13 protein-coding genes are annotated in these 15,911 nt (G+C 36.9%); 6 read left to right on the top strand and 7 right to left on the bottom strand.

Annotated elements, in window-relative coordinates; translation table 11 throughout:
• Positions 1–76: 76 nt before the first annotated feature.
• The 5 genes from pepT to ACRD7B_RS07970 all read left to right on the top strand — a co-directional run bounded on the left by pepT (position 77) and on the right by ACRD7B_RS07970 (position 5,651).
• Positions 77–1,303, top strand: a complete 1,227-nt coding sequence (gene pepT, locus ACRD7B_RS07990; protein WP_430823980.1) for a peptidase T — start codon at positions 77–79, stop codon at positions 1,301–1,303.
• A gap of 100 nt (positions 1,304–1,403) precedes the next feature.
• On the top strand, positions 1,404–2,036 hold the full coding sequence (locus tag ACRD7B_RS07985) for a peroxiredoxin (RefSeq protein ID WP_430823979.1): 633 nt from the start codon (positions 1,404–1,406) through the stop codon (positions 2,034–2,036).
• Positions 2,037–2,208: 172 nt separating this feature from the next.
• Positions 2,209–3,510 (top strand): anthranilate synthase component I family protein, encoded by a 1,302-nt coding sequence (locus ACRD7B_RS07980; protein WP_430823978.1) that lies wholly within the window; start codon positions 2,209–2,211, stop codon positions 3,508–3,510.
• The gene (gene tilS / locus ACRD7B_RS07975; RefSeq protein WP_430823977.1) at positions 3,511–4,839 is read left to right on the top strand and encodes a tRNA lysidine(34) synthetase TilS; all 1,329 of its coding nucleotides are present in this window, start codon (positions 3,511–3,513) and stop codon (positions 4,837–4,839) included. It begins immediately after the preceding gene.
• A gap of 47 nt (positions 4,840–4,886) precedes the next feature.
• Positions 4,887–5,651 carry a GNAT family N-acetyltransferase gene (locus ACRD7B_RS07970; RefSeq protein WP_430823976.1) on the top strand — a complete coding sequence of 255 codons (765 nt, stop codon included), beginning with the start codon at positions 4,887–4,889 and terminating at the stop codon, positions 5,649–5,651.
• Here ACRD7B_RS07970 and ACRD7B_RS07965 read toward each other — a convergent pair.
• The gene (locus tag ACRD7B_RS07965; RefSeq protein WP_430823975.1) at positions 5,648–6,889 is read right to left on the bottom strand and encodes a BaiN/RdsA family NAD(P)/FAD-dependent oxidoreductase; all 1,242 of its coding nucleotides are present in this window, start codon (positions 6,887–6,889) and stop codon (positions 5,648–5,650) included. The genes ACRD7B_RS07970 and ACRD7B_RS07965 overlap by 4 nt on opposite strands.
• Before the next feature lie 163 nt (positions 6,890–7,052).
• On the opposite strand from ACRD7B_RS07965, the gene ACRD7B_RS07960 reads away from it, so the two are divergent.
• Complete coding sequence (locus ACRD7B_RS07960) at positions 7,053–8,363, top strand: T9SS type A sorting domain-containing protein (protein WP_430823974.1); 1,311 nt, start codon at positions 7,053–7,055, stop codon at positions 8,361–8,363.
• A gap of 6 nt (positions 8,364–8,369) precedes the next feature.
• Here ACRD7B_RS07960 and mnmA read toward each other — a convergent pair whose 3' ends face one another.
• The 6 genes from mnmA to ACRD7B_RS07930 form a co-directional block, all read right to left on the bottom strand.
• Positions 8,370–9,419 (bottom strand): tRNA 2-thiouridine(34) synthase MnmA, encoded by a 1,050-nt coding sequence (gene mnmA, locus ACRD7B_RS07955; RefSeq protein ID WP_430823973.1) that lies wholly within the window; start codon positions 9,417–9,419, stop codon positions 8,370–8,372.
• Between the two features lie 103 nt (positions 9,420–9,522).
• Complete coding sequence (locus tag ACRD7B_RS07950) at positions 9,523–10,299, bottom strand: prephenate dehydrogenase/arogenate dehydrogenase family protein (protein WP_430823972.1); 777 nt, start codon at positions 10,297–10,299, stop codon at positions 9,523–9,525.
• Positions 10,300–10,362: 63 nt separating this feature from the next.
• Positions 10,363–11,460 carry a chorismate mutase gene (locus tag ACRD7B_RS07945; protein WP_430823971.1) on the bottom strand — a complete coding sequence of 366 codons (1,098 nt, stop codon included), beginning with the start codon at positions 11,458–11,460 and terminating at the stop codon, positions 10,363–10,365.
• A gap of 2 nt (positions 11,461–11,462) precedes the next feature.
• On the bottom strand, positions 11,463–12,632 hold the full coding sequence (locus ACRD7B_RS07940) for a pyridoxal phosphate-dependent aminotransferase (RefSeq protein WP_430823970.1): 1,170 nt from the start codon (positions 12,630–12,632) through the stop codon (positions 11,463–11,465).
• A gap of 4 nt (positions 12,633–12,636) precedes the next feature.
• The gene (locus tag ACRD7B_RS07935) at positions 12,637–13,515 is read right to left on the bottom strand and encodes a prephenate dehydratase (protein WP_430823969.1); all 879 of its coding nucleotides are present in this window, start codon (positions 13,513–13,515) and stop codon (positions 12,637–12,639) included.
• A gap of 315 nt (positions 13,516–13,830) precedes the next feature.
• On the bottom strand, positions 13,831–15,882 hold the full coding sequence (locus ACRD7B_RS07930; RefSeq protein ID WP_430823968.1) for an ATP-binding protein: 2,052 nt from the start codon (positions 15,880–15,882) through the stop codon (positions 13,831–13,833).
• Between the last annotated feature and the right edge of the window lie 29 nt (positions 15,883–15,911).

Raw genomic sequence — 15,911 nt, 5'->3', positions numbered from 1 at the left:
ATTATTATTTAGAAATTTAAAAAGTTATAAATAAAACGCTATTGGCCATTAGCTAATAGCTATTAGCTTTCAAAATATGGAACAATTATTAGAACGCTTTTTAGGCTACGTTAAAATAGATACTCAATCGGATACTGATACTGGTCTTACCCCATCAACACCAGGGCAAATGCAATTTGCACATGCATTGGTTGAGGAGCTAAAAGAGATTGGTTTATCGGATGTTGAGGTGGATGAGAACGGTTATGTAATGGCTATGTTGCCTGCTACAGTTGATTACGATGTGCCTGTAATTGGTTTTATCGCACATATGGATACCAGTCCTGATTTTAGTGGTAAACATGTTAAACCACGGGTGATTAATAATTATCAAGGTGGTGACATTGAGCTTAATGCGCAGGAGAAAATAATACTTACTACGGCGGATTTTCCTGAAGTAGAGAATTACAAGGGACAGGATCTAGTCGTAACCGACGGCACAACATTATTAGGTGCTGATGATAAGGCTGGAGTTGCTGAGATTGTGACTGCTATGGAATACTTGATAAAGCATCCTGAGGTTAAGCATGGTAAAATTAGAATTTGCTTTACACCTGATGAAGAAATTGGTGCAGGAGCGGATCATTTTAATGTTGAGAAATTTGGAGCTGAATTCGCATATACACTTGATGGTTCTGAGATTGGCGAACTGGAATATGAAAATTTTAATGCTGCCTATGCAAAAGTAACTGTGAATGGACGAATGGTTCATCCAGGATATGCCAAGCATAAAATGCGTAATTCAATTCGTATTGCCAATCAAATAATGAACATGTTGCCGCGACATGAAACGCCGGAGCATACCGATGGTTACGAAGGTTTCTATCACCTAATGTCTTTTAATGGCGATGTTGAGAAAACAGAAATGATGTACATTATTCGTGATTTTAAACGTGATCGTTTTGAAGATCGAAAAACTGAAATGGAACATCTGATTCGGAAAATTAACTCTGAATATGGTGAAGGAACTGCTGTAATAGAAATGAAGGATCAATATTACAATATGCGTGAGAAGGTAGAGCCAGTTATGCATATTGTAGATGTAGCTAAAAAGGCTATGGAAGATTTAGGCATCAAACCAATTGTCAAACCTATCAGGGGTGGAACTGACGGAGCTCGTTTATCATACATGAACTTGCCAACACCCAATATTTTTGCTGGTGGACACAACTTTCACGGGCGATTTGAATTTGTGCCTGTGCAGAGTATGATAAAGGCTGCAGAAGTTATTGTTCGTATCTCGGAATTAGTTGCAAAAAAATAGTCGTAATTCGTGAACAAGTGTATGCTTGGTTTGTTTGATTTGAAGCTGCTTTATTAGGTAGTTTAATTAGAAATTATTTAACGTTTTAAAAAATAGAATTATGGCTGTATTAGTTGGAAAGAAAGCTCCTACTTTTAGTGCAAGTGCTGTTGTTAATGGCGGTGAGATTATTGAAAACTTTTCTTTAGACCAGTATGTAGGTAAAAAGAATGTAATTCTTTATTTCTATCCTGCAGATTTTACATTTGTTTGTCCAACTGAAATTATAGCGTTTCAGGACAAGATTGCTGAGTTTGAAAGCCGCGATGTACAAGTTGTTGGTGTTTCTGTTGATTCAGAATTTTCTCACTGGAAGTGGTTACAGACAGAACCAAAAGATGGTGGAATTAAAGGTGTAAAATACCCATTGGTAGCTGATAACAGCAAAACTATCTCTGAAAACTATGATGTATTAGCTGGTGAGTACGACATGAACGAAGATGGTCAAACTGTATTTAATGGTACACCTATGGCTTATCGTGGTCTTTTCCTTATCGATAAAGAAGGAACTGTTCGTCATCAGGTTGTGAATGACATGCCTTTAGGTCGTAGCATTGAAGAGGCAATCCGTATTGTTGATGCACTTCAGTTTTTCGAAGAGAATGGAGAGGTGTGTCCTGCTGATTGGCATAAAGGAGATAAAGGTTTAACAGCTACACAAGATGGTATTGCTGATTACCTTGGAAGCAAATAAGAAGTAAGATATCATATTTGAAAGCACCTCATTACTGGGGTGCTTTTTTATTTATGAATAGTATGGATGACATCTTTATTATATCTTGTAAGTAAAGATGTCATCCTTATTCATGAGAATTTCATAATTACGATTCTATTTCAGAGATGTAAATATTTCTTATTTTTGCAAGATGCGCAAATACATTGATATACATCCGAAGGATGATGCAGGCTTTAAACAATTGATTTGTCAATCGACACGCGACCAGGGTATTGGTGTTGTGTTAGATGGAAATGGCTTTGAAGCACCTGCTTTTATCAAGAGTTCTCATCGATACGATTTTGTAGCCGGCATTCAAAGTATTGGTGATTGTACCAACGATCTTACTCAAGTTCAGCTTTTTCATAAACAGTGTAAGGATTGGTTGCTTGGTTTTTTAAGCTATGATGTAAAAAATCAGTTGGAAGATTTATCATCTAATAATCTTGATAGGGTAGAGATGCCTGATCTTTATTTCTTTCGCCCTCGGTATCTATTTCTGAAAGATGGTGATAAGTGGCAGGTCGGTTACCTTGATGAATATGATGACATTGAATCAATTCAAGAATTTATTGATGACCTGATAAATTGTGAAGAGTCGGAAGAAGAATATGGTGAGGTAAAATTAAACCATCAGGTTTCGCATCACGATTATTTAAAAGCTATTGAGAAGGTTCAATGGCACATTCAGCGTGGCGATATTTATGAATTAAATTATTGCATGGAGTTTTTTGTGAATGACATTAACATTACTCCACAATGTATCTATCAACGATTAAAGGAAATTTCGCCAACGCCATTTTCTGCTTTCGTGAAGTATCACGATAAATTTTTGATGGGTGCATCACCTGAGCGCTACATGAAAAAAGATGGGCGTAAAATTATCTCACAGCCCATTAAAGGAACGTCTTCGCGAGATAATAACCCCTTTATTGATAAAGCAAATAAAGATTACCTAATAAATTCAGAAAAAGAACGTGCCGAAAATATCATGATTACTGATTTGGTAAGGAATGATTTATCACGTGTAGCAAAACGAGGAAGTGTACAGGTGGATGAACTTTGTGGCGTGTATTCATTCAAACAGGTACACCAAATGATATCTACCGTGTCGGCCGAATTAAAGGATGATGCTACCTGGATGGATGCCATTAAAACATCATTTCCAATGGGGTCGATGACAGGCGCGCCTAAGGTAAGTGCAATGAAACTCATAGAAGAATATGAGCAGAGTAAGCGCGGCCTGTATAGCGGAACAGTTGGTTACATTACTCCTGAAGGCGATTTTGATTTTAATGTGGTTATTCGAAGTGTATTGTATAATCGTAAGAAAAGATACATGTCGTTTATGGTTGGTGGTGCCATAACAAATAAGTCTGATGCCCAAAAGGAATACGAAGAGTGTTTGTTAAAAGCATCGGCTATTATGAAAGTGTTTAATATCCAGAATTAAATGAAGCTAATTGCGTCAACTGATGTCGCTCAGGTTTTAAGAGAGAAATGCTTGGTGAGTACCCAGGATAGTCTATTGGTAGCTGTTAGCGGAGGTGCTGATTCGATGGCTTTGCTGTCTCTACTATCAAAGCAGAATTGGCATATTGAAGCTGCTCATTGTAATTTTCAATTAAGAGAAGAAGAGTCGGAAGGTGATGCAGAGCTTGTTAGATCATTTTGTGACAACCTAGGAATTCGTTTGCATACGAAACGCTTTAGCACTGAAGCCTATGCGGGCCAAAATAAAATTTCCATTGAGATGGCTGCTCGTGATTTACGCTATTCCTGGTTTAATCAACTACTGTCGGATCATGGTCTCGATTTTATTATAAGTGGCCATCATGGAAACGATAATATTGAAACCTTCTTTCTGAATTTAATACGTGGCACAGGTGTGAAAGGCCTTACGGGAATGGCTTATAAGAATGATAAGGTGCTTCGGCCTTTATTAGGTTATTCGCAGGATGACATACTGATCTATTGCAAAGAAAATCAGATCCCATATCGCGATGATAGTTCAAATACCGATACAAAATATTTACGGAATAAAATCCGTCATGAACTAATTCCCGTAATTGAAACCATAAATCCGTCTTTTTTTAAAACAATGCAGAATAACATGATGCACTTAAATGAAGCTGAAATGTTATTGAAGCATGTGGTTGAAGAATTTAGAGATGAAGTGCTCGTTGATGAGCATGATCAAATAATTATACCTATTTCAAAACTACAATTGTATGCCGAAAAAAGAACCATTCTGTTCGAGGTTCTGCGTCCTTATGGATTTAACACAACAGTTGTTGATGAGGTTCTTGAACATCTGGATGGATTATCAGGCAAACAGTTTTTTAGTGATACGCATCGCTTAATAAAGGATCGACATAACTTGCTTGTGTTGGAAAAGAAAGATATTGAAGTTGATCACTTTTGGGTGGAAGAAGGTTTGACTTTGAATCCGATAAAGCTGCTTGTTAGCGCGTATGAAAAGACACCGGATTTTGCTTTTTCTAAAACAAATGATCAGGTTCACTTTGATGCTGATACAATTGAGCTTCCCTTGTTAGTGCGACGATGGCAGCATGGTGATGAGTTCATGCCTCTTGGTATGAAGGGTTTTAAAAAACTAAGCGATTTCTTTATTGATAATAAATTCAGTTTGGCCGATAAGGAGAATGCATGGATTATGATTTCAGGTGAAGATATTATTTGGGTACTTGGGCATCGAATAGATGAGCGATTTAAAACGACTAAACGCACCAAACGTATATTGGAGTTTAAGCTTGGTTAGGTATGGAAATTTGGTTAATTTGCGTATAACTGCTTATTAATTCAACTATGACCAATCTAACCTTAATTGAAATTACACCTGATAATGTAGAGCAGGAAACACTATTCTGTATTAAAGATCTTAAAAACCCAGCCTTTAAGTGCAAACAAACCTGGTTTGAAAAAAGATATGCGGAAGGCCTCCGAATGATTGCTGCCAAGAATGAATCAGGAAAATTACTGGCATTTATTGAATACCTTCCGGCAACTCATGCATGGCGACCGATTCATGCGCCTAAGTTCATGTTTATTCACTGTATGTACGTCTATGCCAATAAAGATAAACAGCAAGGTTTGGGTTCCAGTTTAATCAAAGCTTGCGAAGCAGATGCCAAAGCAAGAGGTTTGGCAGGCGTGTGTGTAATGACAAGTAAAGGATCGTGGATAACAGATAAACGTATCTTTGAAAAAAATGATTACATCAAACAAGAGAGTAAAGGTCGATTCGAATTAATGGTTAAAGCTTGGGATAGGGCAGATGCTCATCTAATTGACTGGACCAAACAATTGGATAAGTATAAAGGCTGGCATTTGCTTTATGCTGATCAGTGTCCATGGCACCTTAAGGCAGTGGAAGTAATTAAAAAGGTTGCTAAGGATAAAGGAATATGCCTTAAGGTAAAGAGACTTGAATCCAGAGCTGAAATTGAATCCATACCATCGGGTTTTGGAACTTTCGCTTTAGTTCGTGATGGCAAATTACTCAGTGATCACTATATTAGCGAAACCCGCTTCCATAATATTCTTAAAAAAGAGCTAGAATGTGAGTTTTAAGGGTTAGTTGCACTATTGCCCGCAACCCATCCGGTTGAATATGCAATTTGCAGGTTGTAACCACCTGTCTCTGCATCTAAATCAATAATTTCGCCAGCGAAATGCAGGCCTTTAATTAATTTAGATTCCATGGTTTTTGCAGTAATCTCATTGGTTGGTATTCCACCAGCAGTAATAATAGCTTCTTTGAACGATCGGTTTTTCGAAACTGTAAAGGCCAGATTTTTTAATAAATGGCGAACCTGCTTGCGATCTTTTGCTGTTAGCTGGTGACATTCTTTCTCGGTGTTTATACCCAAGTGCTCAATGAAAACGGGAACCATGGTTGAGGGCAACCAAAACTTGAATATGTTGGCGATCTTCTTTTTTCCGTGCTCATTCAAATCACGCTGTAAGCGTTGATCTAGTTTCTGTTCGTCAAGAGCAGGTTTGAGGTCAATTGTTATTTCTACTTTTTGATTATTTTGAAGAGCAGATACCGCAATGCGACTTAGGGTTAAAATAATTGGGCCCGATAGGCCAAAGTGAGTAAATAGCATTTCACCAAAGGCCTCGCCCATTTTTTTACCATCCACCCAAACAACAGCTTTTACATTTTTAAGGTTTAAGCCTTGTAGCTTTTGAGCTAAATCACCTTCGGTTTCAAGTGGAACCAAAGCAGGAATAGCTTTTGTAAGCGTGTGACCATATTTTTGAGCCAGTTCATAACCATCGCCAGTGGAGCCCGTTGCTGGGTATGATTTGCCTCCTGTTGCTATTATTACTTTATCAGCTAAAATTCTCTGACCTTTTGCAATAAGCCCTTTAATAGTATTGTCTTCAATAATTAAATCATCCACTTTATAGTGACACTGAATTTCAATATTTAGCTTGCGACACCAGGCTAATAGGGCTTTTAATACATCAGCACTTTTATTACTTGTTGGGAAATAGCGACCACCGCGCTCCAGCGTAACATCAACACCAAACTCTTCGAGTAAGGCCAGAATCTCTTTGGAATAATATTGTGAAAAAACCTTTTTAAGAAAGCGACCGTTGGGAAATACATGAGTAATAAACTCGCTGATGGGCGCACTGTTGGTAATATTACAACGACCTTTACCGGTAATAAGGAGTTTACGTCCTTCAGAACGCATCTTTTCTAATACCAATACTTTTTTACCAAGTTCAGCAGCTCTTCCTGCAGCCAATAATCCGGCTGGTCCTGCTCCAACAACAATCACATCATAATTACTCATGCTGCAAAGGTATTGTTTATTCTTTTATTATTGGCAAGGTATTGCTTGCTGCAACTATATGTTTTATTTTTGCCTACATCATTGGTAATGACTCTAAATGAGTTTTTTATTGATGAATTTCAAACAAACCAACTTTATAACTATGAAACCTTTTGCTTGCCTTATGATATTAGGCCTTTTCTTTAATACAACGATTGCTCAGAAATTCCTAGACATTAATAAAAGGAGTAAGGTTAATAATCCCAATGTTGATTTTAGCCTTCAATCATTAAAGTCAGCTGAAGAGAAGTATTATCTGGAAGAAGAGCAAGCAAAGACTCTTAAGGATGCACAATGGCAATTTCTTGAAAAGTGGAATTATATTTTTAATGTCAACGGTTTCGAAACTAGTCAGGAAAAATATGTTCGTGATATTGAGTCTTCTCCTTGGAGTAAAGATTCAGACTATCAATATACATACGATGCTAATAATAATATTCTGGTTTATGAATATTCATATTCTTATACGCAGTCAAAAGAGATTTTTACTTATAATGACAATGATCAGACACTAACCAAGGAGGTTCAGAATTATAATAATGGTTGGATACCACAGACTAAAGTGGTTTTTACATATTTAAATAATGATTTACTTTCGAAAAGCTTTTATAACTGGGATAGTAATAGTTGGTTAATTAATTATATAACCAATTGTACGGTTGATGCAGAAGGGCGTGTAATTGAGGAATTAACACTTGATCAAGACCTGAACTACGATGGACAAATAGATTATCATGACCATAAGAAAATAACTTATTCCTATTCAGATGGCAAGCTAATTGAAACTGAAACCTGGATGAAATCTGATAATACCACTTGGTTTTTACATTCGAAGGATGAACAAATTTTTAACGACGATAATCTGTTTATTGGTTTAAAGAGCTATAAATACGATGAAGCGTTAGGGGATGTTGAATTACGGTGGGATGAAACCTGGGAGTATGATGTGAATAATAACCCAACAGTTTATGTGTATAGGTTTCTCGAAGAGGATGATACTTGGTATAGAAGTAAAATGGAACTGGAGTATGATTTAAGTGCGAGTGCGTCAAATTATATTTTACCAAAAAATATAGATTTTGATCTTACTTTTAATAATAAAGTGATTAGGAGTAGAAATTATAATTACGATAATAATGTTTGGAATGAGTATAGGGTTACCGACCTATATTATACTGGAGAAGTACCAACATTGATTAGGCCTTCGGATATAGCAAGCTTAAAAATAAAGCAGAATGGTAAATCACTTTCTTTTGAATGGGATATAATAGAATCGGATTATCTATTGGAAGTAATCAATGTGTGTGGGAAGCATGTGTTTCGACAAGTAGTTAGTAATCAGGAAACAATTCAACTTAATAACATCGTTAGTGGTATTTATATATATCGCTTAAGTAATGGTTCGAAATCAAAAGTGGGAAAGCTTGCACTGTAATAATCGCTAAACTATTCCACCGCCTATTAATAAATCATCCTGATAAAATACAATGGATTGTCCTGGGGTAATGGCCCAAACATCTTCATTAAATTGTACCTTTAGTTTATCATTTTTAATTGATATGTGACCAACATAACCCGGGACACTGTCAAGTCCACGAATTCGAATGAATACTTCTCTGTTCATCCAAAGTTGTTGATTAGCCGTAAGCTTGAAGTTGCCTAGTAGAATGCTATCAGTATAGAGTTGATTTCGATCGCCACTAACAAGGGTTCTGTTTTTTGGATCGATAGCTATAACGCACTTCCCTTTAACTACTCCTTCAATTCCTCTACGTTGGCCAATGGTATAAAATGGGTAGCCATCGTGCTGCCCAAGTACTTGATTGTTTTCGTCAACAATAGGACCATTTGCAAATGCATGATGGTCAGTTGGTAATATTGTTTTCAGATAATCACGATAGTCTGTTCCGGAAAGAAAACAGACACCCATGCTTTCTTTTTTGTCGGCTATTTGCTTGTATCCCAAATTTTCAGCCAGTTCACGTACCTCACGTTTGTGCAAATGCCCCAAAGGAAAAAGTGCTCTGCTTAGCACTTTCTGACTAAGGTTCCAGAGGAAATAAGACTGATCTTTAGCTGGATCAAGCCCTTTTTGGATATAGTAATAATCATTTTGCTTTTTGACCCGAACATAGTGACCCGTGGCTATGTGAGCGCATTGTAGTTGCTTGGCTAACTCAAGCAGGTACTTCCACTTTATGGTTTCGTTGCAATAAACACATGGGTTAGGTGTGCGACCTTCAATGTATTCGTTGGCAAAATAAGCAATGACGGTTTCTTTAAAATCTTGTCGGCAATCTATCAGATGGTGTTCAATGTTTAGTTTTGAGGCCAATGCTTTCGCTTCAACAATATGCCGATCTGATTCCCCAGTATGTGTTTGTAAGGTGGCGCCAATCACCTCATATCCATTTTGTAATAATAGCACGGCAGCCATTGAACTATCCATGCCGCCACTCATTCCTAAAATCACCTTTTTATTTTCTGCCATTGCTATTCTGATATTTGGCGAAGATAGGGAATTACATTCTTCTACAGATGACATCTTTTTTCTTTGGATAAAATAAAGATGTCATCTATAAGTAGTTTACTAACTATTCTTCAATGTTTGCACGAACAGTATTCAGAAAAGCTTGCATCCCTACACTGTCCTTTTCTTTTATTAAGGAAAGAAGGTGTTTTAGCTGAAAGCGAATATTTTCAACCTGCTCATAGGTAAATGGATTGAAAAGAATTTCGGTTAGCAGATGATCTTCTTCGGATAATAAACCTTTGGCAATATTCATGTGTTTGTTGAACGTTGTTCCAGGTGCTTTCTGATGTTTCATGCAGGCGGCAAATACCAATGAAGATGAGAATGGTATTGACAATGAGTAGGCAATAGTTTCATCATGGGCATCAAAACTATAGTCGTGTATATTTAAACCAAGTGAAGCGAAAAAATCTTTAAAGAAAGCTTTCCCAAGATGATCACTTTGTGTGATGATAATGGCGTGGTGCATGCTTAAGTCCTTCAGGTTGGCAAAGGTTGGACCAAACATGGGGTGGGTCGAAACGTAGCGGCATCCACTTGATTCATAAAACTCTTGGAAGCCTGTTTTTACAGAAGCAATGTCGGACAATATACAGTCTTTTGGCAAGTAGGGTAGCACCTCCTTAAAAGCATCAAGTGTGTATTTTAGACTAACTGCATTGATAAGAATTTCAGGAGCAAATTCACTAATTTCATCTAACTTAGTTAGGCGTTGGGTATTAAAAACATAACGCAGCTTGCTGATGTCGTGATCAAAGATAGCTACTTCATGTTCGAGGCATAAGGCATCGGTTAGCCAAGTTCCCATTTTTCCAGCGCCTAGTATACAAATTTTCATTGGTTGAGAGTTTAGCTCCCCGAAGGGAGCTGATGATTTCTGTGTTAAGAATTATGTCTAAAGTTAGTCTTTTGCCAATTCTTTATTCATAATTTTATTCTGTCGGTTAATCGACTCTTCGTGCACATGCTCAAAAACACGAATCACAAATTCAGGATTTAATTTCGATTCTTCAGCCTGTTCTTTGCGTTTATTCATGATTTCATCGTAACGACGCGTTTGAAGAATGGTAATATTGTTGTCAAACTTATATTTACCAATTGCTTCCGAAATTTTCATTCTTGAACTCAATGTTTCTAATAATTGCTTATCCAATAAGTCAATTTTCTTACGCAATTCATCTAAAGTAACACGCGGACGATCACCAATTGCTGACTGACGTACTACAAGGTTACCCATTATGTCTGACAGGTGATCAGGTGTTACCTGTTGGCTCGCATCACTCCATGCTTTTTCAGGGCAAATGTGCGATTCAATAATTAATCCGTCAAAGTTAAGATCCATTGCTTCCTGAGAAACATCTGCAATCATTTCGCTTTTCCCTGAAATGTGACTAGGATCGGTGATGATTGGTAAATTAGGAACTCTTCTACGCAATTCAATTGGAATTTGCCATTCCGGGTTGTTTCTGAATTCAGTTTTGTCGTATGTACTAAAACCTCTATGGATGGCGCCAATTCGTTTGATACCAGCACGATTTACGCGCTCAATGGCTCCTATCCATAAATCCAAATCGGGATTAACGGGATTCTTTACCAATACCGGCACATCACTTCCAGCTAGAGCATCGGCTACTTCTTGAACAGCAAATGGGTTAGCAGTGGTACGGGCACCGATCCATAACATGTCAACTCCAAATTTTAGAGCTTCATATACGTGATGGGCTGTGGCTACTTCAACACTAATGAACATGCCTGTTTCTTCCTTTACTTTTTTAAGCCAAGGCAGACCAAGGGTTCCAACGCCTTCGAAAGCACCAGGGCGTGTGCGTGGTTTCCATATTCCGGCACGGAATATTTTTACACCTTGAGCAGACAATAAGCGTGCTGTTTCAAGCACTTGCTCTTCTGTTTCGGCACTACAAGGTCCAGCAATTAAAATAGGTCTCTCCAGTTTAAGTCCTGGTAACTCTAGCGGTAATAAATCAAGTTTGTGATCCATGGTTATTGTTTTGATAATTTTTCGATTCTTTGTTTTGCTTCAATCAATGTTTCTTGCTTTGTGCAAAGACTTATGCGAATGTATTGTTGACCTTTACCTCCAAATATGAAACCAGGCGTAATAAAAACATCACATCCATATAGTATTTTGTCAGATAAGGATCCACTATCGGAATATTGAGATGGGATTTTAGCCCAAACAAACATTCCTGATTGAGAGGTGTCGTATTTACATTCAAGAAGATCCATGATATCATGTACCAATGCTCTTCTTTGTAGGTATTCTTTATTAATACTATCGTACCAGTCTTGTTCAAGACTAAGCGCCTCAACAGCTGCTAGCTGCAGTGGCTTAAACATACCCGAATCCATATTGCTTTTCACTCTCAGGATATATTGTATGAATGTTGGATTAGATATGGCCATTCCAACTCGCCAACCAGCCATGTTATGCGATTTACTTAAAGAGTTAAGCTCAATTGCGATGTCTTTTGCACCTTCTATGTTCATGATGCTCTGGGGCGAATCGTTCAGGATGAAGCTGTATGGGTTGTCGTTACAGATAACGATGTTATGCTTCTTACCAAATGCAATTATTTGCTTGAAAAAATCTCTATCCGCATTCGATCCAGTCGGCATATTTGGATAGTTAATCCACATTAGTTTTACCTTACTTAGGTCTAGTTGTTCTAGTTCATTTAAATTTGGAAGCCAAGCGTTGTTCTCATCCAGGTCGTACGATATTAGTTTGGCCTCTGCTATTTTACTTGCTGAAGCATAGGTTGGGTAGCCCGGATTTGGAACCAAAACACTATCTCCAGGATTTAGAAACGCCATTGTAATGTGCATAATTCCTTCTTTCGATCCCATTAATGGAAGAATTTCAGAACTAGCATCAATATCAACATCGTAAAACCTACTGTACCAATTGCTCATGGCTTCGCGTAATTCGGGAATGCCAACGTAGCTCTGGTAGCCATGGTTATTCTTGTCAGCACTTTGTGCGTTAAGTTGGGCAAGAACATTGGGTGCTGGTGCCATATCAGGATTACCAATACCTAGATTAATGATTGACTTACCTTGCTTACGTAATTTGTCCAATTCTTTAAGCTTGATTGAAAAGTAGTATTCTTCAATCTGGTTGATTCTATTGGCGGCTTTTATATTATTCATGGTTTTAGTTTTGACCGTTTTGAGCTGGGTACGATTGTTTTCCTTTTTCGTACTCACCAAGTGTTTTCAGTTTTTGACAAAGTGGACGAATGGCATCTAACGATTGCAGATAGCGCTTATAGTCCGTGAAAGTCACATCTACATAAAAAAGATATTCCCACTCGTGCCCAACAATTGGTAATGATTGTATCTTGGTAAGGTTGATGGAATAGAAATTAAGTATGGTCAATATTTTAGATAGGCTACCTTCCTCGTGCGGTAAGGAAAAAACCAATGACGATTTATTGATTCTGTTTTGTTCAAGTAATTCATCCGTTTCGGTTAAAGCCTTATCAGTAATTACTAAAAATCGAGTGAAATTCTTTTTGTTAGTTTCTATGCCTGCCGCTAGTATGTTGAGTTTATACATATTAGCTGCCAATTCAGAAGCAATAGCACCAACACCTTCCAATTTTTCATCGGCAATTAACTTGGCGCTTAGCGCTGTATCTTCTGAAGCTATCAATTTGATGTGTGGGTAATCTTTAAAGAAGACTTCGCATTGCGCCAAAGCCATAGGGTGAGAATGCACTTCTTTAATGTCATCCATAGTTTGCCCCGGTAAAGCCATTAATTGATGTTTGATACGAAGTTTGTATTCTCCAATTATCATCAAATCGCTATCCTTGAGCATTGTGTAGTTAGGAAGCAAACTTCCAACAAGCGTGTTTTCAATAGCAATAATGCCATAGATAGATCGGTCGTTTTTCAAAGTTTGAAATAGCTCAGGAAAGGTAAGGCATGGCACTATCTCAAGTTTATCATCCTCGAAATAGGCCTTGGCTGCAATTTCGTGGTTTGCTCCTGGCCAACCTTGTATGGCTATTTTTTTCGCTTGTTTCATGTTTTGCAAAATGTGATGTAAAAAAAAACCCGCCTTACGAGGCGGGTTTTAAATATTATGTATGTGATTATTTTTTCATAACGAGCCCACCTCTTTAGTCTGTGCTAAAAAAGAAATAATAAAAGTTATAAAAATATACGTGGACCATTTTCTTCTATTTTGTGCTACAAATGTAGAGATTAATTTCAGTATACCAAATTGTGACTAAATAAATACTAAAAAATTTAATTAGTATTTAATAAGGGGTGTTTAGCTATAGATTGAAATGTGGTGTTTTGTGATAATTTAAACCTTTATCCGAGAAATCATTAAAATTTAGTTTGAGCTAACTTCAGTTAATGCAGTTTCTAATCGAAAATCACTCTTAGAATGTAATGGATGAATCACTGAAAATTTACTGCCGTAGTTTAGTTTTGTGCTTACTTCAATACTTCCACCGAGTAGATGTATCAGTTCCTTGGTAATGCTTAATCCAAGTCCGGAACCAGCTGCTTTTTTCATTTGGTTATTTTCTACCTGAGAAAAACGGCGGAATATATTTTTAAGTTGATCGTCAGGAATACCGATGCCAGTATCGCTTACTGAAAGAAGTAAGAGGTCGTTCTTAGTTTTAGCTTTAATTAATATTTTACCTTCTTTTGTAAATTTAAGAGCATTGGTCAACAGATTGAATAATATTTGCTTAAGTCGGATAGCATCAGTTTCAATGCTTAAGTTGGTGTCAATCTGATTTATATCAAGATCGATGGATAGTTGAAGATTGTTAAGTTTATCTTTTTCCGTTTTAAATTGCTGATATATTTCTTGCAGAAATTCTGCGACATTAATGGTGGAGTATTGCAATTCGAGATGTCCCGACTCAAGTTGCGAGAATACTAAAATGTCGGAGATGAGTTTTAGAAGTTGTTGACCATTACTCTGTATAATGTTGACGTAACTGCTTTTTTCATCTTCTGTAATTGTATTATCATCGAGTAGTTCAGAGAAACCAATGATGGCATTCATTGGTGTGCGTATTTCATGCGACATGTTTGCCAAAAAAGTGGACTTAAGTAGGTCTGATTCTTCTGCTTTTTCTTTGGCTTCAATTAGTTCCCACTCATTTCTTTTCTTATCAGTAATGTCCGTAATCACTTTTACAAAACCAATGGGCACATCCTCAGAATCGTATACCGGGCTTGTTTTTGTAGAAAAATAATTTTTCGAACTCTCGTTATAATGCTCATATGTTTCAGTTTGTTTTGATAATAAACTGTTTTCATATTGACAAAAGGAGCAAGGTTCGTTGTTTTTGAAAGCGGCTTTATGGCATTTTTCACCGACAAGCTTTTCAAATGGAACTGATTGACGATTTTTAAAGGCAGCATTGGCCCATAATATTCTATAATTTGGATCAATAAAAACAACCTGATCATCAATGCTGTTTAAAATTAAAGCCTTTTCTATTTCTAAACGGTCTATCAGCTTTTTATTGAGCAATTTTTGTTTGTATTCCTCTTTCAAATTCTTATCCTGCTTATTAATGATTTTTTTCAAAATAAACAGAGTGAAAGCAAGAATTAGAATACTTATAGTTAGTGTTATTATGGCAATTTTTAGCCAAGTGGGTATAACTTTGGTCGGGTTGGTTACTAGCCATTGATCAATTATACTTTTATATAATTCGGGCGTTTCGCTTTGAAGTTTGAGTACGCCAAGGTCAATGTCACTCAACAACTGTGGATCGTTACTTACAAAATGTAGGTTGACAGGATTAAAAAGAATAGAAGTTTCTAATATCGATTCATTTTCGTAATAATAATGGCCAATAACTTTATTAATGGCGGCTGCTTCAATTTTATGCTGCATTAAATCCGATAAAAGGTCGGCTGAATTATCGTACCATATAATATCGGCGTTAAAGTTGAAGTCGCGTAGGAGTTGACTAAATGCAATCGCTTGAATATCTCCCTTTTCTAGGCCTATTTTACTGCCATTTATGTCAGAGATGTTTTGAATTGAACTATGCTCGTTTTTGTAGATCACACCCCAGTTGGTAAAAATTACTTCATCGGAATAGATGAACTGCTTAGCTCTTTCTTTGGAAAATGCTATGCCAGGAAGTATGTCTATTTCATTGTTTTTAAGTGCGTCCAGACCTTGTTTAAGATGGTAGTTTTGATAGCTTAGCTGCCAATTATTATTATCTGCTATTCGCTCAAGAATATCAATGAAAATGCCCTTTGCTTGCTGTAGTGAATCGGTGTAGATTAATGGTGGGTTGTGATAAACACCAACCTTTATATCTCGAGCAAGAGTAACATTATTAGCACCGAGTTTACCAAACGATAAACACAGTAGGAGAATGTAAATTGTTAATTTGGGCATTTGTATTTTTCTAATAGATACAAATATAA

Origin of the sequence: Carboxylicivirga fragile, assembly GCF_050589805.1 — a bacterium.
Classification (GTDB): domain Bacteria; phylum Bacteroidota; class Bacteroidia; order Bacteroidales; family Marinilabiliaceae; genus Carboxylicivirga; species Carboxylicivirga fragile.
The sequence above is the reverse complement of the archived record's forward strand: the minus strand, read 5'-3'. Positions and strand labels throughout refer to the sequence as shown.